The sequence below is a fragment of the Albibacillus kandeliae genome (assembly GCF_003116585.1).
Lineage (GTDB): Bacteria > Pseudomonadota > Alphaproteobacteria > Rhodobacterales > Rhodobacteraceae > Albibacillus > Albibacillus kandeliae.
Genome location: NZ_QEHM01000004.1, coordinates 321303 through 345392 on the forward strand (window position 1 = coordinate 321303; position 24090 = coordinate 345392).

General features: G+C 67.3%; 27 protein-coding genes. 11 read left to right on the plus strand and 16 right to left on the minus strand.

Features of this window, described 5'->3' with window-relative positions; genetic code table 11:
- Positions 1-29 precede the first annotated feature (29 nt).
- Entirely contained in the window at positions 30-1142 is a 1113-nt protein-coding gene (locus DDT93_RS12245; RefSeq protein ID WP_109466130.1) for a C45 family autoproteolytic acyltransferase/hydolase, read from the minus strand.
- Entirely contained in the window at positions 1142-2011 is an 870-nt protein-coding gene (locus tag DDT93_RS12250; RefSeq protein ID WP_109466131.1) for an alpha/beta hydrolase, read from the minus strand. Before DDT93_RS12250 ends, DDT93_RS12245 begins: the two co-directional genes overlap by 1 nt.
- A 160-nt stretch (positions 2012-2171) precedes the next feature.
- Here DDT93_RS12250 and DDT93_RS12255 point away from each other — a divergent pair, with 160 nt between their 5' ends.
- The 5 genes from DDT93_RS12255 (at position 2172) to DDT93_RS12275 (ending at position 5468) form a co-directional block, all read left to right on the plus strand.
- Complete coding sequence (locus DDT93_RS12255; protein ID WP_109466132.1) at positions 2172-2825, plus strand: GntR family transcriptional regulator; 654 nt, start codon at positions 2172-2174, stop codon at positions 2823-2825.
- Positions 2826-2939: 114 nt separating this feature from the next.
- The gene (locus DDT93_RS12260; RefSeq protein WP_109466133.1) at positions 2940-3332 is read left to right on the plus strand and encodes an MAPEG family protein; all 393 of its coding nucleotides are present in this window, start codon (positions 2940-2942) and stop codon (positions 3330-3332) included.
- Between the two features lie 10 nt (positions 3333-3342).
- A complete protein-coding gene (locus DDT93_RS12265; RefSeq protein WP_109466134.1) occupies positions 3343-3705 on the plus strand; it encodes a YciI family protein in 363 nt (120 codons plus the stop codon).
- Complete coding sequence (locus tag DDT93_RS12270; protein WP_109466135.1) at positions 3705-4940, plus strand: RNA polymerase sigma factor; 1236 nt, start codon at positions 3705-3707, stop codon at positions 4938-4940. The genes DDT93_RS12265 and DDT93_RS12270 overlap by 1 nt, the downstream gene beginning before the upstream one ends.
- 60 nt (positions 4941-5000) lie before the next feature.
- On the plus strand, positions 5001-5468 hold the full coding sequence (locus DDT93_RS12275; protein WP_109466136.1) for an Lrp/AsnC ligand binding domain-containing protein: 468 nt from the start codon (positions 5001-5003) through the stop codon (positions 5466-5468).
- A 14-nt stretch (positions 5469-5482) separates the two neighbouring features.
- Here DDT93_RS12275 and DDT93_RS12280 read toward each other — a convergent pair whose 3' ends face one another.
- The 5 genes from DDT93_RS12280 to DDT93_RS12300 form a co-directional block, all read right to left on the minus strand.
- Positions 5483-6205 carry an ABC transporter ATP-binding protein gene (locus DDT93_RS12280; protein WP_109466137.1) on the minus strand — a complete coding sequence of 241 codons (723 nt, stop codon included), beginning with the start codon at positions 6203-6205 and terminating at the stop codon, positions 5483-5485.
- Positions 6202-6960 (minus strand): ABC transporter ATP-binding protein, encoded by a 759-nt coding sequence (locus DDT93_RS12285; protein ID WP_109466138.1) that lies wholly within the window; start codon positions 6958-6960, stop codon positions 6202-6204. The genes DDT93_RS12280 and DDT93_RS12285 overlap by 4 nt, the downstream gene beginning before the upstream one ends.
- Positions 6953-7843, minus strand: coding sequence for a branched-chain amino acid ABC transporter permease (locus tag DDT93_RS12290; protein WP_109466139.1), 891 nt, complete (start codon positions 7841-7843; stop codon positions 6953-6955). Before DDT93_RS12290 ends, DDT93_RS12285 begins: the two co-directional genes overlap by 8 nt.
- On the minus strand, positions 7836-8729 hold the full coding sequence (locus tag DDT93_RS12295) for a branched-chain amino acid ABC transporter permease (RefSeq protein WP_109466140.1): 894 nt from the start codon (positions 8727-8729) through the stop codon (positions 7836-7838). Before DDT93_RS12295 ends, DDT93_RS12290 begins: the two co-directional genes overlap by 8 nt.
- Before the next feature lie 108 nt (positions 8730-8837).
- Positions 8838-9950 carry an ABC transporter substrate-binding protein gene (locus DDT93_RS12300; RefSeq protein ID WP_109466141.1) on the minus strand — a complete coding sequence of 371 codons (1113 nt, stop codon included), beginning with the start codon at positions 9948-9950 and terminating at the stop codon, positions 8838-8840.
- A 248-nt stretch (positions 9951-10198) separates the two neighbouring features.
- On the opposite strand from DDT93_RS12300, the gene DDT93_RS12305 reads away from it, so the two are divergent.
- The gene (locus tag DDT93_RS12305; protein WP_109466142.1) at positions 10199-10837 is read left to right on the plus strand and encodes a GntR family transcriptional regulator; all 639 of its coding nucleotides are present in this window, start codon (positions 10199-10201) and stop codon (positions 10835-10837) included.
- Between the two features lie 3 nt (positions 10838-10840).
- Here the strand turns inward: DDT93_RS12305 and DDT93_RS12310 are convergent, their stop codons facing one another.
- The 9 genes from DDT93_RS12310 to DDT93_RS12350 form a co-directional block, all read right to left on the minus strand.
- Complete coding sequence (locus DDT93_RS12310) at positions 10841-11479, minus strand: aspartate/glutamate racemase family protein (protein ID WP_109466324.1); 639 nt, start codon at positions 11477-11479, stop codon at positions 10841-10843.
- A gap of 2 nt (positions 11480-11481) precedes the next feature.
- Positions 11482-11979, minus strand: a complete 498-nt coding sequence (locus tag DDT93_RS12315; protein WP_109466143.1) for a nucleoside deaminase — start codon at positions 11977-11979, stop codon at positions 11482-11484.
- Complete coding sequence (locus DDT93_RS12320) at positions 11972-12967, minus strand: ABC transporter ATP-binding protein (protein ID WP_109466144.1); 996 nt, start codon at positions 12965-12967, stop codon at positions 11972-11974. Before DDT93_RS12320 ends, DDT93_RS12315 begins: the two co-directional genes overlap by 8 nt.
- On the minus strand, positions 12964-13935 hold the full coding sequence (locus DDT93_RS12325; protein WP_109466145.1) for an ABC transporter ATP-binding protein: 972 nt from the start codon (positions 13933-13935) through the stop codon (positions 12964-12966). Before DDT93_RS12325 ends, DDT93_RS12320 begins: the two co-directional genes overlap by 4 nt.
- Positions 13928-15370, minus strand: a complete 1443-nt coding sequence (locus tag DDT93_RS12330; protein WP_109466146.1) for a chlorohydrolase family protein — start codon at positions 15368-15370, stop codon at positions 13928-13930. The genes DDT93_RS12325 and DDT93_RS12330 overlap by 8 nt, the downstream gene beginning before the upstream one ends.
- Entirely contained in the window at positions 15367-16548 is a 1182-nt protein-coding gene (locus tag DDT93_RS12335; RefSeq protein WP_109466147.1) for an amidohydrolase family protein, read from the minus strand. The genes DDT93_RS12330 and DDT93_RS12335 overlap by 4 nt, the downstream gene beginning before the upstream one ends.
- Before the next feature lie 5 nt (positions 16549-16553).
- Positions 16554-17525: an ABC transporter permease gene (locus DDT93_RS12340; RefSeq protein WP_109466148.1), complete on the minus strand. Its 972-nt coding sequence runs from the start codon at positions 17523-17525 to the stop codon at positions 16554-16556.
- Between the two features lie 13 nt (positions 17526-17538).
- A complete protein-coding gene (locus DDT93_RS12345; RefSeq protein ID WP_109466149.1) occupies positions 17539-18531 on the minus strand; it encodes an ABC transporter permease in 993 nt (330 codons plus the stop codon).
- A 126-nt stretch (positions 18532-18657) separates the two neighbouring features.
- Entirely contained in the window at positions 18658-20235 is a 1578-nt protein-coding gene (locus DDT93_RS12350; protein ID WP_109466150.1) for an ABC transporter substrate-binding protein, read from the minus strand.
- Between the two features lie 163 nt (positions 20236-20398).
- Between DDT93_RS12350 and DDT93_RS12355 the strand changes: the two genes are divergently transcribed.
- The 5 genes from DDT93_RS12355 to DDT93_RS12375 all read left to right on the plus strand — a co-directional run bounded on the left by DDT93_RS12355 (position 20399) and on the right by DDT93_RS12375 (position 24039).
- Positions 20399-21088, plus strand: a complete 690-nt coding sequence (locus tag DDT93_RS12355; RefSeq protein WP_109466325.1) for a GntR family transcriptional regulator — start codon at positions 20399-20401, stop codon at positions 21086-21088.
- Complete coding sequence (locus tag DDT93_RS12360) at positions 21085-21759, plus strand: flavin reductase family protein (protein WP_109466151.1); 675 nt, start codon at positions 21085-21087, stop codon at positions 21757-21759. The genes DDT93_RS12355 and DDT93_RS12360 overlap by 4 nt, the downstream gene beginning before the upstream one ends.
- 98 nt (positions 21760-21857) lie before the next feature.
- Entirely contained in the window at positions 21858-23093 is a 1236-nt protein-coding gene (locus DDT93_RS12365; RefSeq protein ID WP_109466152.1) for an RNA polymerase sigma factor, read from the plus strand.
- A gap of 118 nt (positions 23094-23211) precedes the next feature.
- The gene (locus tag DDT93_RS12370; RefSeq protein ID WP_109466153.1) at positions 23212-23559 is read left to right on the plus strand and encodes a YciI family protein; all 348 of its coding nucleotides are present in this window, start codon (positions 23212-23214) and stop codon (positions 23557-23559) included.
- A 36-nt stretch (positions 23560-23595) separates the two neighbouring features.
- Positions 23596-24039, plus strand: coding sequence for an SRPBCC family protein (locus DDT93_RS12375; protein ID WP_109466154.1), 444 nt, complete (start codon positions 23596-23598; stop codon positions 24037-24039).
- Positions 24040-24090: the final 51 nt, after the last annotated feature.

Sequence of the window (24090 nt, forward strand, 5' to 3'; positions counted from 1 at the left end):
GTCCCTGTTGTTGGTGTCTTGGCGTCGCCTCAGCCGAGGCTGAAGCGGCAGGTTGTGTCAGAGGCATAGGGCAGCTGGCGGATGCGCATCTCGCCCGCCCCCGCGTCCATCAGGACCATCGCCACGGTGGCCGAGAGGTAGGCGTTGGTTTCGCCCTCGTTGCCCTGCGGCGTGCGGATGATCCCCCTTGGCGCGCCGAAGCGGTCGTCGAGCGCCACGGCGAGGGTGTCGAGCGTGTGCTCGCGCCCGCCCTCCTCGATCAGGCGGCGCAGGCGGCGGTCGCGGAACAGCGTGTCGGCCCCGCGCGCGATCCCGAGGTCGGTCTCGCGCGCCCGTGCGGCGGGGCTGGTGAAGTGGTTGGAATGGGTCAGGCAATCGCCCTCGGGCGCCTGCCAGTAGATCCGTTCCGGCGTGGTCTCGAAGTTCAGGCAATCGCCGCTGGTCGCGCAGCTGATGGTCATGTTGTTCGACACCGTCCGCGGCAGCCGGTGCAGTTCGGTCAGGGCCTGCGAGTATCCCCCGGCCTCCAGCACCCGGCGACGGATCACCGAGAGCGGAACCCCGAAGGGCGCGGTGCCGTCCTGCGTGCAGGCAAGGTTGTTGCCGGTGATGGCGACACCTTCCGAGTTGAAGCCCGCGCGCGCCAGCCCGCCGGCCTCGACGTAGGTCAGGATGTCCGGCCCCGTCTCGGAGCGGATGTGCAGCACCACCGTGCTGTCGGCGCAATCGGGCAGCCAGTCCCAGTTCTGGACGTGCAGCAGCCGCCCGCTGGCGGTCATCGCGGGCAGGACGACGGCGGCGGTGCAGCCATCGTCGAGCTTGGAGGGGTCGGCGGGCCGCTGGGCGTGCAGGTTGATGATCTCGCTGCGGCCGTTGATCACGAGGACCTCTTCCAGCCGCACCTTGGCGCCCTCGGCGATCCCGGCGAGTTCCTCCATCGCCGTGGGCACCTTGGCGGCAAGGCTGTCGCGCAGTTCGGCGGCATAGCCTAGGACGCTGTCCCATGTCAGCCCGTGTTCACTGAACAGCGCGCGGTAGACCCCGAGACCGTGGCGCAGCTGGGTGTCGGCCTGCTGCCCATAGGCGAGGCCCCGGGCGTGCGGCGTGCCGTCCAGTTCGATCAGCTTGGGCGTCGCAACCATCAGCGCACACCCGGCGCGGGCAGCCGGTCCTTCAGAACGTCGGTGAAGAACTTCTCGACATAGGGAAACACGCCCCGCATGTCGTGTGGCACCCCCGGCGCGATGTCGTGCCAGACATCGACCCCACGCGCCTCCATCGACTGGCGCAGGCTGTGCAGCCGCTCGTTGCGGTCCTTGCCTGCGCTGTTCGCGCCGGGGATGTACTTGGGCGAATCCTCGGGAAAGGTGATTTCCCAGAATTCGGTATCCTGCGCGCCGACCGACATGTGCACCTTGACCTGCTTCAGCGCGTCAAAGTCGATGCCGCGTCCGAAGACCTCGGCAAAGTTGCGGATGCCCGGCCACCAGTCCATAGTCTCGTCCAGCAACGTGACCGAACCCGGCGCGCCGATCGACGCGGCCTTGAGCCGCTCGGGGTGCAGGTAGAGGAACCGGTGGGTGAAATGGCCGCCGCCCGAAAAGCCGAACAGCATGAACTTGCCAAAGCTCCGGTTCAGCAGGTCGCCCGCCTCCTTCACCATGGCGAGGAGGACCTCGTCGTAGCGGATCTCACCCTCGATCATGTACTTGTAACCGCCGGACTCCATGTCGCCGCGCACCCCGACGGGGAAGAGCGGTGCGAGGATGACGCAGTTGTTGAAACGTCCGAACCCGGCGAAGGCGTCGCGATAGAGGGACTGGAGACGCATGGTGCCATGCACGGCAACCAGCAGGTCGGGCTGGCGCGCCGGCTCGTCCCATGCGCTCTCGGGAACATAAAGGGTGTAGGAAAACCGCGGATCGGCCTTGCAGGCGATGATGGTGGTTTCCCCGGTCAGGTACAGCGCCCTGAAGCGATCCTTGGGGCTGTCCCCTACTCTTGGCAGCATGCGCGTCGGTCTCCGGTAGTCGATTTCGGCCGAGCGTAGGGTGCGAATCTGATGGCGTCAAAATATTTTTCTAAATTGGCGCCAATTTTGTGGAAGATATTGATCGGACCGTTTTCGCTGCGTATTCTCGGGTCGAAACAGCCAGGGACAAGGCGTCATCATGACCGCAGCACAGCAAGAGGCCGCCCCCAAGCCGTCCTCTGACGAGATCTCGCAGCAGATCGTGACCGATATCAACAAGGGCGCGCTGAGCCCGGGCGAATGGCTGAAGCAGATCGACCTCGAAAAGCGGTATGGCTGCACCCGGATCAAGGTGCGCGACGCGCTGACCAACCTGCATTCCAAGCGGCTGGTCGAACATATTCCCAACCGGGGCTATCGCGTACCGCAACCCGATCCGCTGCGGATCCGGCAGGTCGGCGAGGTGCGCGCCCTGCTCGAATGCCACGCCGCCGTCGACGTCATCGCACTGGCGACGGATGCGGACATCGAGATCCTGCGCGGCCTTGCCGAGGACTTCAAGCAGGCCGCCTACCACGGCTCGTCCTTCGCCCAGATCGAGGCGAACTATGCCTTTCACGGAAAGCTCTACAGTTTCTGCCGCAATGACGTCCTGCGCGAAACCATGCTGGACCTGCGCCAGCGCGGCCCGGCGGCGCCGGTGGGGCAATGGCAGACGATGGACCAGCTGCAGAAGGCGACACAGGGGCATTTCGACCTGATCGACGCCATCGAAAAGCGCGACCTGCCGCTGCTGCAGGCGCGCATCACCAGCCACATCAGCGGTTCGTCCACCGCCCCCGACGCGGGCTGACGCCGCGCGCCGCGCCCCACCCTTGGGCGAACAGCAAGGAAAATTCGCACTGCGTGTCGAAATCCCGAGGCCGGCGGCGTCTTCAGGATATCGAAACAACGCAGAGGACATTCCATGCTGTTCCCCGTCACCGCGCTCTACGCGCTCCCGCTCACCTTGCTTTGCCTGGTCCTCTGGGTCCGGGTCTCATCCGCCCGCGCCCGGCTGAAGGTCTCGATCGGCGACGCGGGCAATACCGCCCTGCACGAGGCCATCCGCCGCCACGGCAACTTCATCGAATGGGTCGCGCTCGCCCTGCCCCTGATGCTGATCGCCGAAGGCAACGGCGCATGGCCCGCCGGTCTCCACGCCGCCGGTGCGCTGCTGGTTCTCGGCAGGCTGATCCATCCCTTCGGCCTGAGCGCCGCGAATGCGTCGCATCCGTTGCGTATCATCGGCAATACTGCCAGCCTTCTGGCCACGCTTTGCCTTGTCGGACTTCTGTTTCTCACCACTTTCGGATCGTAAGGATTTTCCCATGCAATACATGCTGCTTCTCTACGGCGCGCCCGATGCCGAACCGCTCTATGGCACACCTGAATTCCAGGAGATGATGAAGGGCTTTCAGGACTTCAACGACCGCGTGACCGCCGACGGAGTGCTGCGCGGCGGCGAGGCGCTGGAGGGGACCGACAAGGCGGTCTCGCTGAAACTGCGCGCGGGCAAGGTCGAGACGATGGACGGCCCCTATGCGGAAACCCGCGAACACCTTGGCGGGTACTACGTGCTTGACCTGCCCGACATCGACAGCGCGCTGCGCTATGCCGCGATGCTGCCGGTGGCGACCTGGGGCACGATCGAGGTGCGCCCGCTGATGAACTACAACCCGGCCAATCTCTGATGGCCGGGGCCGCCCCCCAGGCGATGGCGATCACCCGCGCGCTGACGCAGGTGCTGAGCCAGGACCGGGGGCGGCTGATGGCCGTGCTGGTGGCGCGGCTCGGCAGCTTCCAACTGGCCGAAGACGCGCTGCAGGAGGCGGGCCTCTCGGCGCTGGTGCACTGGAGCCGCTCCGGGTTGCCCGCCTCGCCGCAGGCATGGCTGCTCAAGGTCGCCGGGCGCAAGGCGCTGGACCAGTTGCGCAGCGAGGGGCGCAGTGCCCGCCGCGAGGAGGCACTGGCCCGACTGATCGCCTTCGAGACGGAGGACAGCGGCGAGGAGATTCCCGACGAACGGCTGCGCCTGATCTTCACCGCCTGCCACCCCGCGCTGGACGAGAAATCACGCGTTGCGCTGACGCTGCGAACCGTTTGCGGGATGACCACGGAGGAGATCGCGCGGGCCTTCCTCGACGCGCCCACGACGATGGGTCAGAGGCTGAGCCGCGCCAAGGCCAGGATCGCCACGACCGGCATCCCCTACGCGGTGCCGGAACCCGACCAGTGGGACGAGCGCCTGCGCGCCGTGCTGACGACGATCTACCTGATCTTCACCACCGGCTATACCTCCGGCGCGACCGAGCCCCGTGATCTCTGTTCCGAGGCGATCTTCCTCGCCCGGCTCGTCGCCAGCCTGCGCCCCGGGCAGCCCGAAATCGAGGGCGCGCTGGCGCTCATGCTGATCACCGACGCACGGCGAGGTTCGCGGATCGGCCCCGATGGCGCGACCGTGCCGCCCGCCGAACAGGACCGGAGCCTGTGGGACCGCGAGACGCTCGCCGAGGGCCGCGCGCTGCTGGAAACCGCCCTGTCGCGTCGTCGCGCCGGGCCGTTTCAGGTCAAGGCGGCGATCAGCGCCTGCCAGATGGCGGACCCAGCCCCGGACTGGCCGCAGATCGTGCAGCTCTACACCGCGCTGCTGACGATGGAGCCGACAGCGGTGGTGCGCCTGAACCACGCGGTCGCCCTGTCCGAGACCGGGCAGATCGCCGCCGCAACCGCGATCCTCGCGGCCCTGCGCGGGGAACTGGACGGGTTCCAGCCGTTTCATGCCGCCGAGGCCGCCGTCGCGCTGCTGGCGGGCGACCGGACGGGCGCGCGCGCCGCTTACGCGGCGGCCATCGCGCTGACCGCGAACCCCGCCGACCGCCTGCTCCTCTCGAAACGACTGGAGGCGCTGGGGCCGGAAGGCCGTTGACCCCGACCGCTGCAGGCATGAGACTGCAGCACCGTTACATGCACGGATCAGACCAGCAGAATGCCCCGATTTGACAAGATTACCCAGCGCATCCTGCAGATCCTGCAGAAGGATGCGCGCATCACCAACGCCGATCTGGCCAGTCAGGTCGGCATCCCGCCGACCTCGATGAGCGACCGGCTGCGGCGTTTGCAGCGCGACGGGGTGATCCTCTCCTATACCGCCCGGCTCGACCCGCAGAAGCTGGGACTCGAGATGCTGGTCTTCATCGAGATCCGGCTGGACAAGACGACCCCGCAGGTCTTCGAGAAGTTCAAGACAGCGGTTCAGGCGACGCCCGAGGTGATCGAGTGCCACATGGTCGCGGGCGGGCTCGACTACCTCGTCAAGACGCGGTTCCATTCGATGGATGAGTACCGGCGCTTTCTCGGCGACGTGATCATGGCCTGGCCGGGGGTGATCGAGACCCGGACCTACGTGGTGATGGAAGAGATCAAGAATGACGGGCCGCTCACGGTAACCGGGTAGCCCGCCCTCCCGCCTCAGGCGTCGGGGTCGCCCCCGAGGTAGAGCCGCTCCATCGCCGGATCGTTCAGCAGGTCTGCCGACCTTGCCGTCAGCGCCACCTTGCCAAGGCTCAGTACATAGGCCCGGTCCGAAATCGACAGGGCCTCGTAGGCGTTCTGCTCGACCATCAGGATGCACATGTCCTGCGCATCGCGGATCCGCCCGATGGCCTCGAAGACATCGTGCATCATCGCCGGGGACAGACCCGCCGAGGGCTCGTCCAGCAGCAGGATGCGCGGCCCCGCCATCAGCGCGCGCGCCAGCGAGAGGATCTGCCGCTCGCCCCCCGACAGGGCCGAAGCCTTGCGCCGCCGCTTGTTCGCCAGCGTGGGGTACTGGGTCATCAGGGCCTCGAACCTCTCGTTCCGGGTGTCGCGGCTCAGGTCGCGGGCCCCCATCAGCAGGTTCTCGGTGACCGTCATGGTGCGGAACACGTTGTCGGTCTGGGGCACGTAGCCCACGCCGTAATGGCGCACCTTCTCGTGGATCGGCACCGTCTCTGCACCCTCGCCGTTGATCCGGATCGCGCCGCCGCGCGGGCGGACGAAGCCGGCGACGGTTTTCAGCAGCGTGGACTTGCCGCAGCCGTTCGGCCCGAGGATCGTCACGATCTCGCGCGCGCTCGCCGTCATCGAGATGTCCTGAAGGATGTCCGGTCCGTCGCCGTAACCGGCGCGGATGTTGCTTGCCTCGATCATCGTGCGGTCTTTCCCTTCTGGACGGCCTTGCCGAGGTAGGCCTCGACCACCGCGCCGTTGTGTTCCAGTTCGTCCGGCGCGCAGTCCGCGATCAGGTGGCCCCGGTCGAGGACGATGCAGCGCGAGCAGAGCTGGCGGATGAACAGCATGTCATGTTCGATCACCAGCAGCGTGGTGCCCTCGCCCGCCGCCTGTTTCAGAATGCGGACCATCTCGGTCCTGAGCTCCGGGTGAACGCCCGCCGTCGGCTCGTCGAGGCACAGCAGCCGTGGCGAGCCGCGCAGAGCCAGCGCGACCGAGAGCAGTTTCTTCTGCCCGCCGGAGAGCGAACTCGCCGGGAGGTCGGCGACATGGGCAAGCCGGAACATCTCCAGCAGGGCGTCGATCCGGTCATCCCGCCCCGTGCGGCGCAGCATGTGGCGCGGCGCCCCTGCGGCGACGTCCCCGGCCCGCAGCACCTCGCGCGTGGTCATCCGCGTCGGCATGTTGGGCAGCTGAAAGGTCCGCGCGAGCCCCGCGCGGGTGACCACATGCGCGGGCCGTGCGGTGATGTCGGTGCCCGCGATGGTCACGCGCCCGGCATCGGGCGGCAGAAAGCCCGAGATCGCGTTCAGCAGGGTCGATTTGCCCGAGCCGTTGGGCCCGAGCAGACCGACGATCTCGCCCGGCCGGATGCGGGCAGACACACCGTCGAGCACCTGATGGGCGCCAAAGGCCTTCGACAGGCCGTTGAGTTCGAGAAGGGCCTCAGACATGCGAGCCTCCGATACGTTCGGGAAAGATCCCCTTGGGGCGCCAGATCAGGAAGGCGAGGATGCCGCCGCCCACGATGATGAGCCGCGTCGCCGCGACGAAGTCGGAGGGAACGTCGAACCAGTCCTTGACGAAGGGCACATAGGCCAGCGCGAACTGCATCAGGATCGCCCCGGCGACCACGCCCCAGTTGTTGGCGATGCCGCCGATGATCACCATCGACCAGATCAGGAAGGTCTCGTGGCTCATCAGCTGCTCGGGGCCGACGAAGGTCAGGTAATGGGCATAGAGAAACCCCGAAACCGCCGCCATCAGCGAGGAGACGACCATGACGATGCGCCGCGAGCGGGCGAGGTCGTAGCCGAGCGCACGAGCCAGCTGGGGTTCCTCGCGCATCAGCTTGAGCGACAGGCCGAACCCCGACCGCGCGATGCGCTGGCAGATCACGAAGGCGACGACCAGCAGCGCGGCATAGAGCGCGAGGCGGGCAAGGGCCGCAGTGTCGGCAGGCAGCGCCGCAAAGGTCACCGGCAGACCGGACACGCCCTGCGCCCCGCCTGCCAGCCCCTGCTCGTTGGTAAAGACAAGGCGCATGATCTCGGCCAGCGAGAGGGTCGCGATGCCCCAGTAGTCCTCGGACATGCGGTCGCCGAGGCGGGCGAAGAACAGGCCCAGCAGCGCCGCGAAGACAAGGCCCAGCGCCAGACCGGCCAAGGGCGGCCAGCCCCAGAGATGCGCGAAGGCCGCGCCATAGGTGCCGCAGCCGAACAGCGCGATCAGCCCGAAGTTGACGAGGCCGGAGAGGCCCATCTGCAGGTTCAGCGCCAGCGCGAGGATGCCGTAGAGACAGGCGACGGCAGAGACGTGGATCAGGAAATCAGACACGGTTCACCTCGCTGGTGAAGAGGCCGGCGGGGCGGAACAGCAGGAACAGCACCAGCAGCGCAAAGCTGGCGGTCTGGGCGTAGCTGGCCGGGGCAAAGAGAAAGTCCTGCCCGAAGAGCGGGCCGAAGTTGGTATTGGTCACGAAGGTCTCGGCCGCCGAGATCACCAGCGCCCCCGCGATGGCGCCCAGCGCATTGCCCAGCCCGCCGAGGATGGCGGCGGCGAAGACCGGCAGCAGCATCTGGGTGCCGAGGTCGATCGAGACCGACCCGCGCATCGCCAGCGTCATGCCCCCGAGCGCGGCCAGCACGCCGGAGATGAACACCGTGGCGTTGATCACGCCGCGGGTGCCGATCCCGCTGGCCGCGGCCAGCACGCAGTTGGTCGCCGTGGCCCGCATCTCGCGCCCCAGACGGGTGAAGAACAGGATCGCCGCGAAACCGCCGAGCGAGACGAGGGTGATCGCCAGCGTGCTCAGCTGGTGCACGGTGACGCGGGCGCCCATGAAGCGCATCGCCGGGGCCACCGGCAGGTCGAAACGATAGGCGGCCGGGCCAAAGGCCAGCAGGAAGACCGCCGAGAGGATCATCGACAGGGCGAGTGAGCCGATCAGCGCGATGGCCGAGCCTTCCTCGAGCAGCCGTTCGAACAGCAGCACGTTGAACAGCATGGCAAGCAGGCCGACGAGCGCGGCCGAGAGCGGCAGCGCGACGAGCAGTGGCAGCCCCGCCTGTTGCAGCAACATGCCGAGGAAGGCGCCGGTGACCGAGTACTGGACCAGCGCGACATTGGGGAACTTGATCAGCGAGTAGACTCCGCTGAGCGCGACGGCGATCAGGGCCAGGTCAAGCGCCCGGATCACCGTGTCGAAGAGGAATTGGATCATGTGTTTCTCTCTGGGGCCAGCGGTCGGGGAGACCGTGGCAAAGACGGCCCGTGCCTTCACCGGGAAGACACGGGCCTCTTCGGGCGACCTCGCGGTCGCGACCGGGGATCAGTCCATCGGGACGAGGGCGTTACCGTCGACCTTGAACTTGAGGTAGGGCTGCGACATGCGCTGGCCGTCGGCGTCGAGCTTGATCTCGCCGGTGGCACCGTCGAAGCCTTCGTCGCCCAGCTTGCGGATCGCTTCCAGCAGCGGCTCCTTGTCGGTGGTGCCCGCCATCTCGATCGCCTTGGCGGCGAAAAGCACGGCGTCGTGCGCGTAACCGCCATAGGCCGAGAGGAACCCTTCGCCGTAGGCGGCCTCGTAGGCGGCCTTGTAGCCCTCGCCGCCGGCACCGAGGTAGCCGACGTCCATGCCGGTCAGGCCCTGCTTGAACTCTGCCGCGGTGTCCTTGTTCATCATGGTGATCAGGATCGAGTACCAGGGCGCGTCGGTCTGCAGGCCCAGTTCATAGCTTTCCTGCATGATCAGCGCCGCGTCGGTGCCGTAGGCGGTAAACACGTAGGCGTCGGGGTCGGTTGCCTCGAGCTGCTGCAACTCGCGGCGATAGGAGGGCTGGCCGCCGGTGAACAGCACCGAGGTCTTCACGTCGCCGCCCATCTCTTCGAGATGCTTCTCGAACTCGTGCGCGACGCCTTGACCAAAGGCGTTGTTGACGGCCAGAACAGCCACGTTCTTCCAGCCGTTGGCGATCACTTCCTTTGCCGCGAATTCGGTCGAGACGTTGTCGAGGCCGACCATCGAGAAGGAGGTCGGGCCGATCTTGCGCACGAGACCGGAGGTGGAGGCCGGGTTCAGGTGCGGAATGCCCTCCTGCACGAGGTATTCGCCCATCGGCAGGGTGATGCCCGAGGAATACGACCCGATGACCAGCGGCACCTTGTCGACGGTAACAAGCTTGCGCGCCGCGTCGATGGCGGTCTGCGGCTTGCCCGCGCTGTCCTCGATGATGACCTTCAGCGGTTCGCCGAGGATACCGCCGGCATCGTTGATCTCTTTCACCGCGATCTCGATGCCGCGGCGCTGGTCCTCGCCCGGTGTCGCGTTGGAGCCCGAAAGCGGGATGACCGCACCGAGCGTGATATCGGCAAAGGCGGCAGGAGCCCCGAGCAGCGTCGTCGCGGTCAGGATCGCCGCAGCGACCTTGGTTTTGTGTGTCATGGAGAAGCCTCACAAGTTGGGTCACAAAAATATACGTTAAAATATCCGTATAGATATCCGCATAAACTGACCAGATGCCGTAGCTTTCACGGGAATGAGTTTCTCATCCGTAATACGTGCAGATTGAGCGCAAACAGCCCGGTGATGCCTCACGACCCGGCAATGGGGCCCGGAGAGGCGAATCTGCAGCGATTACGTGCGTGACCTTGGGGCAGGACACGCCTAAGGTCGGTCCGAGGAAAAGGGCTATGAAGAAAAAAACAACGCAGTTCAACCGCTCGGTACACCTGCTTAAATCCATGATCATCGCGTCAGACTTTCGCCCGGGGGACCGCCTCCGCGAGGAAGAGCTCATGGAGACGCTCCAGCTTGGCCGGACCCCGCTGCGCGAGGCGCTGCTGCTGCTGCAGGGCGAGGGGCTGATCGAGCGGCGGCACGGCTGGTACGTGAGCGAGACCTCTCCCAAGGACCTGCCGAAGATCTACGAGGCGCGCGGCATGGCCGAGGGCGCGCTCGGCGCGCTGGCCTCGCGCAACGCAACGCCCGGTCTGCTCGACCGGCTCGAGGAACTCTGCGACGAGATGGACCGCTGGCCCGGCATCACCCGCGCCGAACTGAACCGCCTGAACAGCGAGTTCCACGGCACCATCGCCGAGGCGGCAGACAACCCCTATATCCACGACTTCTGGCAGAAAGCGCAGTTCTACCACTGGCAGCTGCGCGCCCCGATCATGTTCAGCGACGACCAGATCCGCGCGGCGAACCGGGAACACCGCGAGATCGTGGCGGCCATGCGCAGCAAGGACAACACGCGCGCGGGCTTTGCCGCGCGCAACCACGTGGAGTCGACCCGCGCCATCGTGCTCGGAGCGCTGGGTCTGCTCTGACCCTCAGGCCAGCGCGCAGGCCAGATGGGCCGAGGCGCGCACGCCGTCGACCAGCGGAACCCGCGACCGCCCGGCCAGACTCTCGCGCAGGCGCGACATGCCGGCACATCCCAGCACGACAGCCCCCGCCCCCGCCCGTTCGGACTGCGCGATGCTCTCCAGCAGCCGCGCTTCGACCTCCTCGCCGCCCGCCTCGACCTCCAGCACCGGCAGGCCCGAGGCCAGAACCCCGACACAGGCCCTACCGTGGCCGTAGGCTTCGACGTTGGCCGCGATGACGGGCACCGAGACGTCCAGCGTGGTCACGATGCCAAAGCGGTCGCCCTGCAGCGCGGCAAGCGACATGGCCGCCTGACCGATCCCGACCACCGGGCAATGGGCCGCCGCGCGGAGCGTGGCGAGGCCGGTGTCGTCGAAACAGGCGATGACGATGGCATCGGCCCGGGCCGCGCGGGCCTCGGGCAGCAGGGCCATCAGCCCCCTGACCGCCGCCGCGCCATCCTCGGCGCCCTGGATCGCGGGCGGGCCGTCGTGGTTCGTCCAGCCCAGCACGTCGACGCCCGGCACCGCGGCCCGCGCCACCGAGACCACGCTCTCGGTCATCGCCTCGGTCGCATTGGGATTGAGATAGAGAATGCGCACGATCAGAGCCGCCCGCGCGCCGTCGCCGCCCAATCCGTCAGGATCGCGAAGGCCTCGGCGTCCATGTGCTGCTCGGCGGGCATGTCCCGGTCGGTGACGGCGCGCCCGCATTCACGGGTCATCCGGCCCACATCCACCGGAAAGCGCGCGGCCTCCGGCAGATCGCCAAGCGCAGTCCCGGCCTGCCCCATGTCGGCGGCGTAATACAGCGTCGCGATGCCCGCGATGTTCATCGCGGCCACGCAGAGCGGACAGGGCTCGCAGCTTGAGTAGAGATCGCAGCCACGCAGATCGACCGACCCAAGGTTGCGGCAGGCATCGCGGATCGCCTCGGTCTCGCCGTGCGAGGTCGGGTCGTGGTTCATCAGCGAGCGGTTGATCCCCTCCCCCACGATCTTTCCGTCCCGGACGATCACCGCGCCAAAGGGCTCGGTCCCCGGCGTGGCAAGAGCCTCGGCCGAGATCTCGATGGCCCGGCGCATGAATGCCTCGTCATACATCTGCGGTCTCCTTCAGGCCGGTCGCCGCTGCCCCGGTCTCGCAGGCAAAGCAGGCGACGCGGCGGTTGTGAACCTCGGCGCGGCGTTGCGGGCGTTCGACCTTGCAGCGGTCGAAGGCCAGCGGACAACGCGGGTGAAAGCTGCACCCCGAGGGCGGAGAGACGGGCGACGGCACTTCGCCCCCCATCGGGGTCCGGTCGCGCTTGGGTGCTTCGAGGTCGGGGATCGTGTCGAGCAGCAGCCGCGTGTAGGGATGCAGCGGATTGGCGAAGAGGTCCTTCGTCGGCTGGATCTCGACGATCCGGCCAAGGTACATCACCGCGATCACGTCGGCCATGTGCCGCACCACGCTCAGGTCGTGGCTGATGAAGAGATAGGTCAGGTCCATCTCCTTCTGCAGCCGCTTCATAAGGTTCAGCACCTGCGCCTGCACGGAGACGTCCAGCGCCGAGGTCGGTTCGTCGCAGACCAGGAACTCGGGCTCGCCCGCCAGCGCCCGCGCGATCGAGATCCGCTGCCGCTGACCGCCGGAGAATTCATGCGGAAATTTCTGCCCGTCCGAGGGGGAGAGCCCCACGGTGCGCAAAAGCTCATCCACCCGTGCCGCGACCACGGCGTCGGGCGTGTCCGGGCGCAGGGTGCGCAGGGGTTCGGCAATGATCCGGCCCACCCGCCAGCGCGGATTGAGGCTCGCAAAAGGATCCTGAAAGATCATCTGCATCCTGTCCCGGTCGCCGTGGAACTTGACCGACCCGCCCGATGGCGCGTGCAGCCCGGTCACCAGCCGCGCGATGGTGCTCTTGCCGCAACCGGACTCGCCGACCAGCGCGAGGGTCTGGCCGCGCTGGATGATGAAATCGACGCCATCGACGGCGCGGAGGGTCCGGCGCGGCTTGCGTTCGAGCACCCGGTTCAGCCAGGGCGCAGAGACGTCGAACCGGCGTTCCAGCCCGTCGACCTCGAGGATGGCATTGGGGCGGATCTTCATGCGACGGCTCCTTCGGTGGCCAGCCAGCAGGCGGCGGCCTGGGTTCCTTCGACGCGGGGAATATCCCGGCGGCATTTCGGCCCGGCATGGGCGCAGCGCGGGTTGAAGGCGCAGCCCGACGGGATCGCGTCGAGCCGGGGCATCGCGCCGGGGATCATCTGCAACTCCTCGACGTCGCTGCGCAGCGAGGGGATCGAGCCCATCAGCCCGGCGGTGTAGGGGTGCCTCGGGCGGCGCACCACGTCCTCGACCGCGCCGACCTCAGCCAGTCGCCCGGCATACATCACCGCCACGCGGTCGGCGGTTTCGGCGATCACGCCCATGTCGTGGGTGACCAGCATCACCGCCGTCCCCCGCTCGCGGCAGAGCCGCTTCAGCAGCGCCGTGATCTGCGCCTGGATCGAGACGTCGAGCGCGGTGGTCGGCTCGTCCGCCACGATCAGCTCCGGCTCGGCGCAGAGCGCCAGCGCGATCACGATCCGCTGGCGCATCCCGCCCGAGAACTGGTGCGGGTAGTTGTCGATCCTCTCCTCGACCGCCGGGATCCCGACCTCGCGCATCAGGTCCTTGGCCCGTTCGCGCGCCTGCGCCTTGGTCAGGTCGGTGTGCAGGCGGATGGTCTCGACCAGCTGGTCGCCCACCCGGAAGAGCGGGTTCAGCGAGGTCAGCGGGTCCTGGAAGATCGCGCCGATCCGACGGCCCCGGACCTGCTGCATCTCGCGGTCGCTCAGGTTGTCGATCCGGTCCCCGGAGAGGTGGATGGACCCCGCCGCGATCCGCCCCGGCGGCTCCAGCAGCCCGAGGATCGCCATGCCGGTCATCGACTTGCCAGCGCCGGATTCGCCCACCATGCCGAGGATTTCGCCCCGCCGGATGGTCAGCGAGATATCGTCCACGGCGGTCAGCACGCCCTTCCGGGTCGGGAATTCGACGCGCAGGTTGCGGACGTCGAGCACGATGTCACTCATTTCCGTCGATCCTTTTGTAGCTCGGGGTAAAGATCTCCGCGACCGGGGGATGGCCCACGGTGCGGTCGGGGTATTGCGCGATCACGCGGTCGAACTGTGCCTGCGCACGGGCGGCATCGGCGGCCTCGTCCACACCGGGGATCACCCGGTCGGCCATGACACGGCGGCCGTCGATCCAGACATCGCGCACGTCGCGGCCCGAGGCCGAGGTCATCAGGCTCTGCACCGGGTCGGTGCCCTGCAGAACGCGGGAAAGGTCGATCACCGCGATATCGGCCTTGGCGCCGGGGGCGAGCCGCCCGAGGTCGTCGCGGCCAAGCGCCCGCGCCCCGCCCAGCGTGGCGGCGTCGAACATCGCTTCCGAGCGGATCGCCTCCATCCCCTCGGCAAGGCGCGCGGTCATCAAGCCGACCTGCATGTTCAGGATCATGTCCGGCGGGAAGGTATCGGTGCCGAGGCCGATGTTGATGCCCATTGCCCGGCATTTCGGAAAGCTCCTCAGCATCCCCCCGTGCCGCGCCGAGACCAGCGGGCAATGCACCAGCGTCGCGCCCGCCCCGGCGATCAGCGCGAATTCCGCCTCGCTCGCGTGGATGCCGTGCGGCAGCAGCCAGTTCTTCTGCAGCGCTCCGATCCGCTCCAGCCACTCGATGGGCCCGCAGCCGTGCTGTTCGCGCACCAGCTGCAGCTCGACCGGCGATTGCGCGCAGTGCTGGCGCACGGGCGCGCCCATCTCGGCGGCAATCGCGGCGGTGCGTTGCAGCAGCCCCTCGGTGCAGGTCTCGATCCGGTCGGGCGCGAACATCGCGCGGATGCGCCCCCCGGCGATCCCGTCGATGCGGCGGGCGAAATCGGCGGCCTCCTCCAGCCCTTGCATCCCGCGCGCCTCGTCATAGACCGCGCGGATATTGCCCGCCGTGTCGGTCACCTGCCCGCCGGTGCGATAGGCGGGGCCAAGGTAGGCGCGAATCCCGAGGTCTTCCGCAGCTTCGGCGGCGGCCTCGAACTCCGCCACCGTTTCGCCCCATGCGCGGTAGAACAGCGAGGCGATGGGCAGGGCGGTGGTGATCCCGTTGCGGATCAGCTGGGCGAATGCGTGGCGTTTCTGAAAGGCCAGTTCCTCGGGCGTGTACATCTCGCGCGGACCGGCGGCGATGTAGCTCTCGGGCCAGACCCGGCCCTTTCGCCATGCGGGCGTGTTGTCGTAACCGAGGATCGTGGTGTCGAGATCCGAGAGCGCGTCGAGGTCGATGAACCCTGGTGCGATGACGGCCTGCCCGTAGTCGATCCGCTCCGCGACCTCGCCATCGAAGTCGCGGCCCACGTGCAGGATGGAATCGCCCTCGATCACGACCACGCCGTTCTCGTGAACGACGTGGGCGCCGTCACGGTGGCCGATCACCCAGCGGGCGGAGAGGAGGGTTCGGCTGCTCACGGCGCCTCGACCACGCACTTGCCGTCGCGCGCGGTCACTTCCCCGCCCTTCAGCACCAGCTTGCGCGGCGCGCGGGTGACGACAGCCTCGGCCACTGTTTCGCCCTCGACCAGCACGCAGTCGGCGTTGCAGCCAAGCTCCAGCCCGTAGCCCTCGGCCTCCATGATCGCGGCGCCGCCGTAGGTGCAGACCTCCAGCGCCAGTGCCACCTCGTCATCCCGGCGGAAGTTGTTGCGCATCCCGACGAACATGGCGCGCTCCAGCATGTCGGAGTTGCCGTAGGGCCCCCATGTATCCCGGATACCGTCGCAGCCGGCACCGACGAGGATGCCCAGATCGTGGAGTTCCTTCACCGCCGGCACCGGGGCAGAGGCCGGGGCCGTGGTCAGGATGTGGATGCGGTTCTCGGCCAGCTTCTCGTGCAGCCCGGCGACATAGGCCCGGTCCACCGCGCCGAGACAGAAGGCATGGCTGATCGAAACCTTGCCCTGCATCCCCAGCGCGACGGTCCGGTCGATGATCTCTTCCATCGAGAACCAGCCCAGCGCGTCGCGTTCGTGCAGGTGGATGTCGATCGGCTTGCCGTGCTTCTCGGCCAGCGCGAAGACGGTGTCGAGGTGCCCCTTGGGGTCGTGCTCCATCCCGCAGGGGTCGATGCCGCCGACCAGCTCCGCGCCAAGGGCGAGCGCCTCGTCCATCAGTTCGGCCGTCCCCGGCCGGGTCATCATGCCCGATTGCGGGAAGGCGACGATCTCGATGTCGATCATGCCCTTCAGCTTTTCGCGGGTCGCCATCACGCCCTCGACACCCGCCAGCCCGTGGTGGGTGTCCACGTCCACATGCGACCGGATATGGGTGCAGCCATGCGACATGGCGAGGATCGCGTGCCGTTCGCTCTGCACCTGCGGGTCGAGACCGAGCGAGACCTTCACCTCGCGCTCGTTGTTGATCTTGTCGATCAGGCGCGGGCCGACCTCGTTGTGGTACCACGGCAGGCCAAGCAGCGACTTGTCGAGGTGGGTGTGCGCCTCCACCAGCCCGGGGATCAGGATGCGCCCGCCGCAGTCGATCACCTCGGCGCCCTCTCCGGCGGAGGGTGCGAACCTGCCGTCGACGATATGCAGATCGGTCGCGGCCTGGCCCATCGGGCGGACATTCTTCAGGGTCTTGGTCTTCATTGTAGTCACCGGAGTTTGGGGTTGAGCGCGTCGCGCAGCCAGTCGCCGATCATGTTGACCGACAGGACGATCAGGCAGAGCTGGATCGAGGGGAACACGACGATCCACCAGAGGCCCGAGAACAGGTATTGATTGCCGATCCTGATCAGAGTGCCAAGGCTCGGCTGATCCGGCGGCATCCCGACGCCGAGGAACGAGAGCGTCGCTTCGGATAGGATCGCGAGGCCGAAGTTTAGCGTCGCCGCCACCATGATCGGCGTCATGCAGTTGGGCAGGATGTGGTGCAGCATGATCCGCCACGCCTTGACCCGGATCAGCCGGGCCGCCTGCACGTATTCCTTGCGCGCCTCCACCATCGCCGAGGCGCGGACGGTGCGGGCGTATTGCACCCACGAGGGCACCGCGATGGCGAAGATCAGGATCGGCGCTGCCAGCACGTCCTTGAGCGAGGGCGGCAGCGAGGCCGCCGCAATGGCGGTGATCAGGATCGCGATCAGGATGAAGGGCATCGACAGCAGTACGTCGCCGACCCGCATGATCACGTTGTCGACCCAGCCGCCGACGTAGCCCGCGACAAGGCCCAGCGACAGCCCGACCGCCAGCGCCACCAGCACCGAGCAGGACCCGATGATCAGCGAGATGCGCGAGCCGTAGAGGATGGCCGAGAGGATGTCGCGCCCCTGCGTATCGGTGCCCAGCAGGTAGGGCCACTGTCCCTCGGCATTCCAGATCGGCGGGATCTCGGCGTTCCAGAGTTCGAGCGCGGCGAGGTCGTAGGGGTTCTGCGGCGTGATCAGCGGCGCGAGGAAGGCGGTCAGGGCGACCAGCCCCAACAGCACCGCCGCGAAGATGGCCGAGGGGTGCGAGCGGAAGGAATACCACAGGTCGCTGTCGCGCAGGCGCTCCAGCCGCGAGGGGCGCGTCGGTGCGGCGGGGGCATCCAGCGCGCTCCGGTCGTGGGTTGCGGTGTCTGACATCGTGTTCTCCGGTTCAGCCATTTGCACCACCCGCGCGGGCGGTGTCGTCGCGCAGACGGGGGTCGACCCAGGCGTAGGTGATGTCCACGGCGGTGTTCAGCGCCACGAAGATGAAAGAGACGATCATCAGGTAGGCGGCCATCACCGGGATATCGACGAAGGTCACCGCCTGGATGAAGAGCATGCCCATGCCCGGCCACTGGAACACCGTCTCGGTCACGAGGGCAAAGGCGATCAGGTTGCCGATCTGCATCCCCGTCAGGGTGATCACCGGCATCAGGCAGTTGCGCAGCGCGTGGCGCCACTGGACCCGCGCCGTTGGCACGCCGCGGGCGCGGGCGAATTTCACGTAGTCGGTGCGCAGGGTCTCCAGCATCTCGGCCCGGACCAGCCGCATCACCAGCGTCACCTGGAAGGTCGAGAGGGAGATCGAGGGCAGGATCAGCGCGGCCCGCCCCGAGGGGGTGAGAAAGCCGGTGGACCACCAGCCGATGTTCACCGTCTCGCCCCGGCCGAAGCCGGGCAGCCAGCCCAGCGAGACGGAAAAGGCGAGGATCAGGAGGATGCCGACCACGAAACTCGGCAGCGAGACCCCGACGATGGAGCCGAGCTGCAAGACATTGGCCAGCCGGGAATTGCGGTGGACCGCCGTGATCACCCCCAGCGGGATGCCGACGACCAGCGAGATCACCGTGGCCACCAGCACCAGTTCCAGGGTCGCCGGGAAGCGCTCCTTGATCAGGACCATCACGTCCTGCTGGTTGCGGTAGGAGATGCCGAAATCGCCCTGCACCGCGTTGGTCACGAACCTCGTGTACTGGGTGACGAGGCCATCGTTCAGCCCCAGCCTCTCGCGCAGCTCGGCGCGGTCGGCCTGCGTCGCCTGCTCGTTCACCATCATTTCGACCGGGTCGCCGAAGAACCGGAAGATCACGAAGGCCAGGAGCGCCACGGCCAGCATGACAAAGGCCGCGTTGGCTGCCCGCTTGAGAAGAAATGCGATCATCGCCGTCTCCGTTGTGGCTGTGGGGGCCCGTCGCTGCGGCCCCGCGGAGTCTCGCCTGAAGTCATCCCCGTGCGCCGGGGCGAACCGGGAAAACGGACCGCGCGGGCGCGGTCCGTTCCATTCGGATCAGGAGCCGGGGTTGACCTGGGCGAACCAGAGCCGCGGCTTGTTGTCGGGGAAGAGCGGCATCTCGGAGACCTCGTCGGTCACCGCCCAGGCCATCGGCTGCTGGTGCAGCGGGACCATGATATGCTCTTTCTTGACGATGCCGAGGGCCTCGGTCTCGAGCGCGATGCGCTTGTCGAGGTCCAGTTCGCTGCCCGCCGCGTCGACCAGCTTGTCCAGTTCCGGGAACGACCAGTCGCCCCAGTTGAACACGCCCGAGTTGCCTTCCTTGGTGTGGAAGATCTGCAGCAGCGGCGAGTAAGCGTCGAGCATCGGCAGGGTGGCCCAGCCAAGGATGTAGATGTCGGTCTTGCCGCCGGTCCGCTTGGGCGTCTGCACCGCGCGGGGCGCCACGTCGAGCTTGGGCTTGAGCCCGATACGCGACCACATCGAGGCGATGGCCTGGCAGAACTGTTCCTCGTTCACGAGCCCGTCGGACAGGCAGTTGAACTCGAACTCCAGCCCCTCGGGCACGCCCACCTCGGCCAGCAGGGCCTTGGCCGCTTCCGGGTCAAAGCCTGGCACGGTGTCGAGCTCGGGAGCATAGCCCGGGATCGGCGGGGCGACGGTGGCACCGGCGATCCGGCTCTTGCCGCGCATCACCTTCTGGTGGATCAGGTCGAGGTCGATCGCCTTGTAGAGCGCCTCGCGCGCCTTCACGTCCTTGAACGGGTTGTCGGCGCCGGTGGTCAGCTTGTCGCGGAACGGAAAGCCGATCATGACGGTGCGCAGGTCGACGCCTTCCAGCACCGAGACGTTCGGCGCGGCTTCGAGGCGCGGAAGGTCCTGCACCGGCGCGTCGTTGGTGAAGTTGATCTCACCCGACAGCAGCGCCGCCACACGGGTCGCCGCCGAGGTCACCGGCAGCAGTTCGATCCGGTCGAGGTTGTGCTGCGGCGTGTCCCACCAGCCCGGGTTCTTGACGAAGACGGTCTTGGCGTCCGGCTGGCGGCTTTCCACGCTGAACGGCCCGGTGCCGTTGGCGTTATAGGTCGCATAGCCTTCGACCCCTGCCCCGATATCGGTCGGCTTCAGCGCGTCGTGCTCGGTCATCCACTCCTTGTCGAAGATGTGGATGTTGGTGAGGTCGTTCAGCAGCAGCGGGTAGGTGCCGTTCAGCGTGATGTCGACGGTCAGGTCGTCCACGGCCTTGGACGAGACATAGGCCGGCAGGTTACCCTTGAGCGGCGAGGCGTCGTCGCTGACACGGGTCAGCGAGGCGACCACGTCATCGGCGGTAAAGGGGTTGCCGTTGTGGAAGGTCACGCCTTCGCGCAGCTTGAAGCGCCAGGTCACGTTGTCCTCAAGGATTTCCCAGCTGGTGGCCAGCGCGGGCTCGATCTTGAGGTCCTTGTTGTAGCGGACCAGCCCCTCGTAGACGTGGTTCAGCACGTTGATGGTGAAGCTGTCGCCGTAGGAATAGGGATCGAGCGAGCCGATGTCGCGGTTCGCGCCCCATTTCAGCGTGTTTTCGGCCTGAGCGGCCCCTGCCAGGCCCGCGACCGCGACCGTGGCAAGCAGTAGATTTCTGATGTGCATGTCCTGCTCCCTGTTGATGGAGATTGTATTTTGGAATCGTCAGGATTGGATACGATCCACTATCGATGGCAAGCTGGATGCAATCTTGCAAGCAAATTGTATCCAATTGACGAAAAAAAATGTATGCGATATGACCGATGCAAAGATGTTGGCGGACAAGACCATGAGTGAGAACAAAAACACCCTGACCAACGCGGTGCACGAGTTGCTGCGGAGGGCCATTATCGAGCAGGCCCTCAAGCCCGGAATGCGCCTCCCCGAGGATACCGTGGGCGAACAGTTCGGGGTGAGTCGCACCATCGTGCGCCATGCGCTTGTCCGGCTCGAGAACGAGGGGCTGGTGATCACCCGGCGCAACCGGGGCGCCTTTGTCGCCGAACCCTCCAAGGAAGAGGCCCAGCACGTCTTCGAGGTGCGGCGTTGCCTAGAAAACGAGGTTATCCGCCTGTTGTGCCAGCGTATTCCTGACAGCGGCTACGACCGGCTGGAGGCCCATGTACGCAGCGAGGAGAACGTGAAGGGCAAGGACGGCCCGGTCTCGATCCGGCTGGCGGGCGAATTCCACATCCTGCTGGCCGAACTGACCGGCAACGAAGTGCTGGCGCGCTATGTCTCGGAGATCGTGCTGCGCTGTTCGCTGATCATGTCGCTCTATGCGCGCAATCACTCCTCCGACTGCGCGGTGGACGAACATTCGCAGATCATCGCGGCCATCCGCGCCGGGGACGCCGAGCGCGCCATCGACATCATGGACCATCACCTGGGCGCCGTGGCCGGTCGGGCCGAGCTTTCGCCCCGGCCAGATAGTATCCAATCCATTCTCTCGCACTACGGCAAGGAGCTGGCACATTGACCAATCGCGACGGCTACCACTCCTTCGATTTCTCCGACCTGACCCCGCGCGAAGCCTACAAGGTCATGATCGGCACCATCGTCCCCCGCCCCATCGCATGGGTCACCACGGTCTCGCCCGAGGGTGTGGTCAATGCGGCACCCTATTCGTTCTTCAACTGCCTGTCGGCCGATCCGCCGATCCTGGCCCTCGGTGTCGAGAACAAGCCGGACCGCAGCTTCAAGGACACCGCCTACAACATCCGCATGACCGAGTGCTTTACCGTCAACATCGTCGACCGCGCCAACGTCGAGGCGATGTCGGTCACTGCCGCCGGGTTCGAGCCGGAGGTGGATGAGCTCGAGATGGCCGGGCTCACCGCCGCGCCCGGTCTGCGCGTCGCCTCTCCCCGCATCGCCGAGGCGCCGGTCGCCTTCGAATGCGAACGCTACCTCGGGATCCAGGTCAGTTCGGCCCGCGAGATCATCCTCGGCCGCATCGTGATGGCCCATATCCGCGAGGACATCATCGACCCGGCGACCTGCTATTCGGATCACGCCAAGCTGGACGCCATCGGGCGCATGGGCGGCAACGGCTACGCCGGCACGCTGGACTATTTCGACTGGCCGACGCCCTCGGCCGAAGAGGTCCTCGGCTCGTTCCGCAAACGCACCGGCACTGGCGGCGCCTGAGCGGACCGCCTCTCACGAGGGTTGCCCCTTCGTCCGGCTCGGTCATAGTTGCGCGGCGCTGCCCCGGTGGCGCCCGCATCTGACCCGACGGCCCCGGAATGACCTCGCCCGACTCCTTCCAAGCCCTATACCGGCGCGAGAACCGCCGCGTCTTTGCCACGCTGGTGCGGCTGCTCGGCGATTTCGATCTTGCCGAGGACGCCCTGCAGAGCGCCTTTCTCGCCGCCGCCGAGCGCTGGCCGCGCGACGGGGTTCCCGCCAACCCGGTGGGCTGGCTGGTGTCGGCCGGACGGTTTCGCGCCATCGACAGCCTGCGGCGCCAGCGGCGCATGACGCCCTGGACCGAGGCCGCAGAGGCCGCAGCCGAGATCCCCGACGATGCCCCGGCCTACGAGGACCAGGAGGCGGTCGAGGATGACCGGCTGCGCCTGATCTTCACCTGCTGTCACCCGAGCCTTTCGGAAGAGGCCGCCATCGCGATGACCCTGCGCGAGATCTGCGGCCTCTCGACCGAGGCCATCGCACGGGCCTTCCTGATCGCGCCGACCACGCTGGCCCAGCGCATCGTGCGCGCCAAGTCCAAAATCCGCGATGCCCGCATCCCCTACGAGGTGCCCGACCGGGACGAACTGCCGGGGCGGTTCGACCGTGTGCTGCGGGTCATCTACCTTGTCTTCAACGAGGGCCATCTCGCCTCGCAGGGGAGCGACCTGCTGCGCCCCGACCTGACGGCCGAGGCGATCCGGCTGGCCCGCCTGCTGGCCGACCTGATGCCCGAGCCCGAGGGGCTGGGCCTGCTGGCGCTGCTCCTGCTGCAGGACTCCCGCCGCGATGCCCGCACGCAGGAAAACGGCGACCTGATCCCGCTGGAACAGCAGGACCGCGCGCTCTGGGACCAGAGCGCCATTGCCGAGGGCGCGGCGCTGGTCCAGCGCGCGCTCCGGTCGCGGCGGTTCGGCACCTATACGCTGCAGGCGGCCATCGCCGCGGTCCATGCCGAGGCCCCCAGCGCTGGGGCGACCGACTGGGCTGAGATCGTCGGCCTCTATGACGCGCTCCTCAGGATCGAGCCTTCGCCGGTGATCGAGCTGAACCGCGCCGTCGCCCTCGCGATGCGTGATGGCCCCGACGCCGGGATCGCCCTGATCGAGCCGCTGCTCGCGCCGGACCTGCTTGGCGGCTACCACCTTGCCCATGCGGCCAAGGCTGATCTCGAACGGCGCGCCGGGCGCACCGGCCCGGCCCGGGCGGCCTACGAGACCGCGCTGGCACTGGCCCGGCAGGACTCCGAGCGGCGTTTCCTGACCGCCCGGCTGGCTGAAATCGGCGACTGACGAAAAAAATTTCGACGACCTGTCGAATCCGCCTCTCCCCGTTCGACTACTTATCGAGATGACCGACCGAACCGGCCCGCGCGCCCGCCCCGGTCCATCCGAAAAAGGGAGAAGAACGATGAAATACCTTTGCCTGGTCTACCTCGACCGCGAGAACTGGAGCGCCTGCCCCGATCCGGTCTGCGCCGACTATGCGCAGCAGCTGGTGGACAGCCAGTCGCTGATCGCGGGCGAGGCGCTGCACCCGGTCGACACGGCGACCACGGTGCGCGTGCGCAACGGACAGACCCAGCTCTACGACGGGCCCTTCGCCGAGACCAAGGAACTGCTCGCCGGGTTCTACCTTGTCGAGGCCCGCGACCTGAACGAGGCGCTGCGCATCGCCGGCGGTATCCCTCCGGCCAAGTACGGCAGCATCGAGGTCCGGCCGATCCGCGAGCTCGACCTCGGCACCCCCGCGTCCTGACGCGGCCATTCCCACATTCATCCAGGAGACAGGGCCATGCCCAGCACCATTCGCCTTCACCGGGTCCTTTCGACCACGCCCGAGAAACTCTACCGCGCCTTCCTCGAAGCCGACGCGCTCGCCAAGTGGCTGCCGCCCGACGGTTTCCTCTGCACCGTCCACAGCATGGACGCCAAGGAGGGCGGCAGCTTCCGCATGAGCTTCCGCAACTTCACCACCGGCGGCAGCCACGCCTTCGGCGGCACCTATGTGGAACTGATCCCCAACCAGAAGATCGTCTATACCGACGTCTTCGACGACCCGAACCTGCCCGGCGAGATGCGGGTGACCATCGAGATCAAGCCGGTCTCGGTCGGCACCGATGTCAGCATCGTGCAGGACGGCGTGCCCGACCTGATCCCCGCCGAGGCCTGCTATCTCGGCTGGCAGCAGTCGCTCGCCAATCTCGCCCGCGTGGTCGAGCCCGATATCCCGCAATGATCCGGGCCCCGCGCCCCCGCGGGCCCATTCCTCGCAGACAAGGTTTTCCGA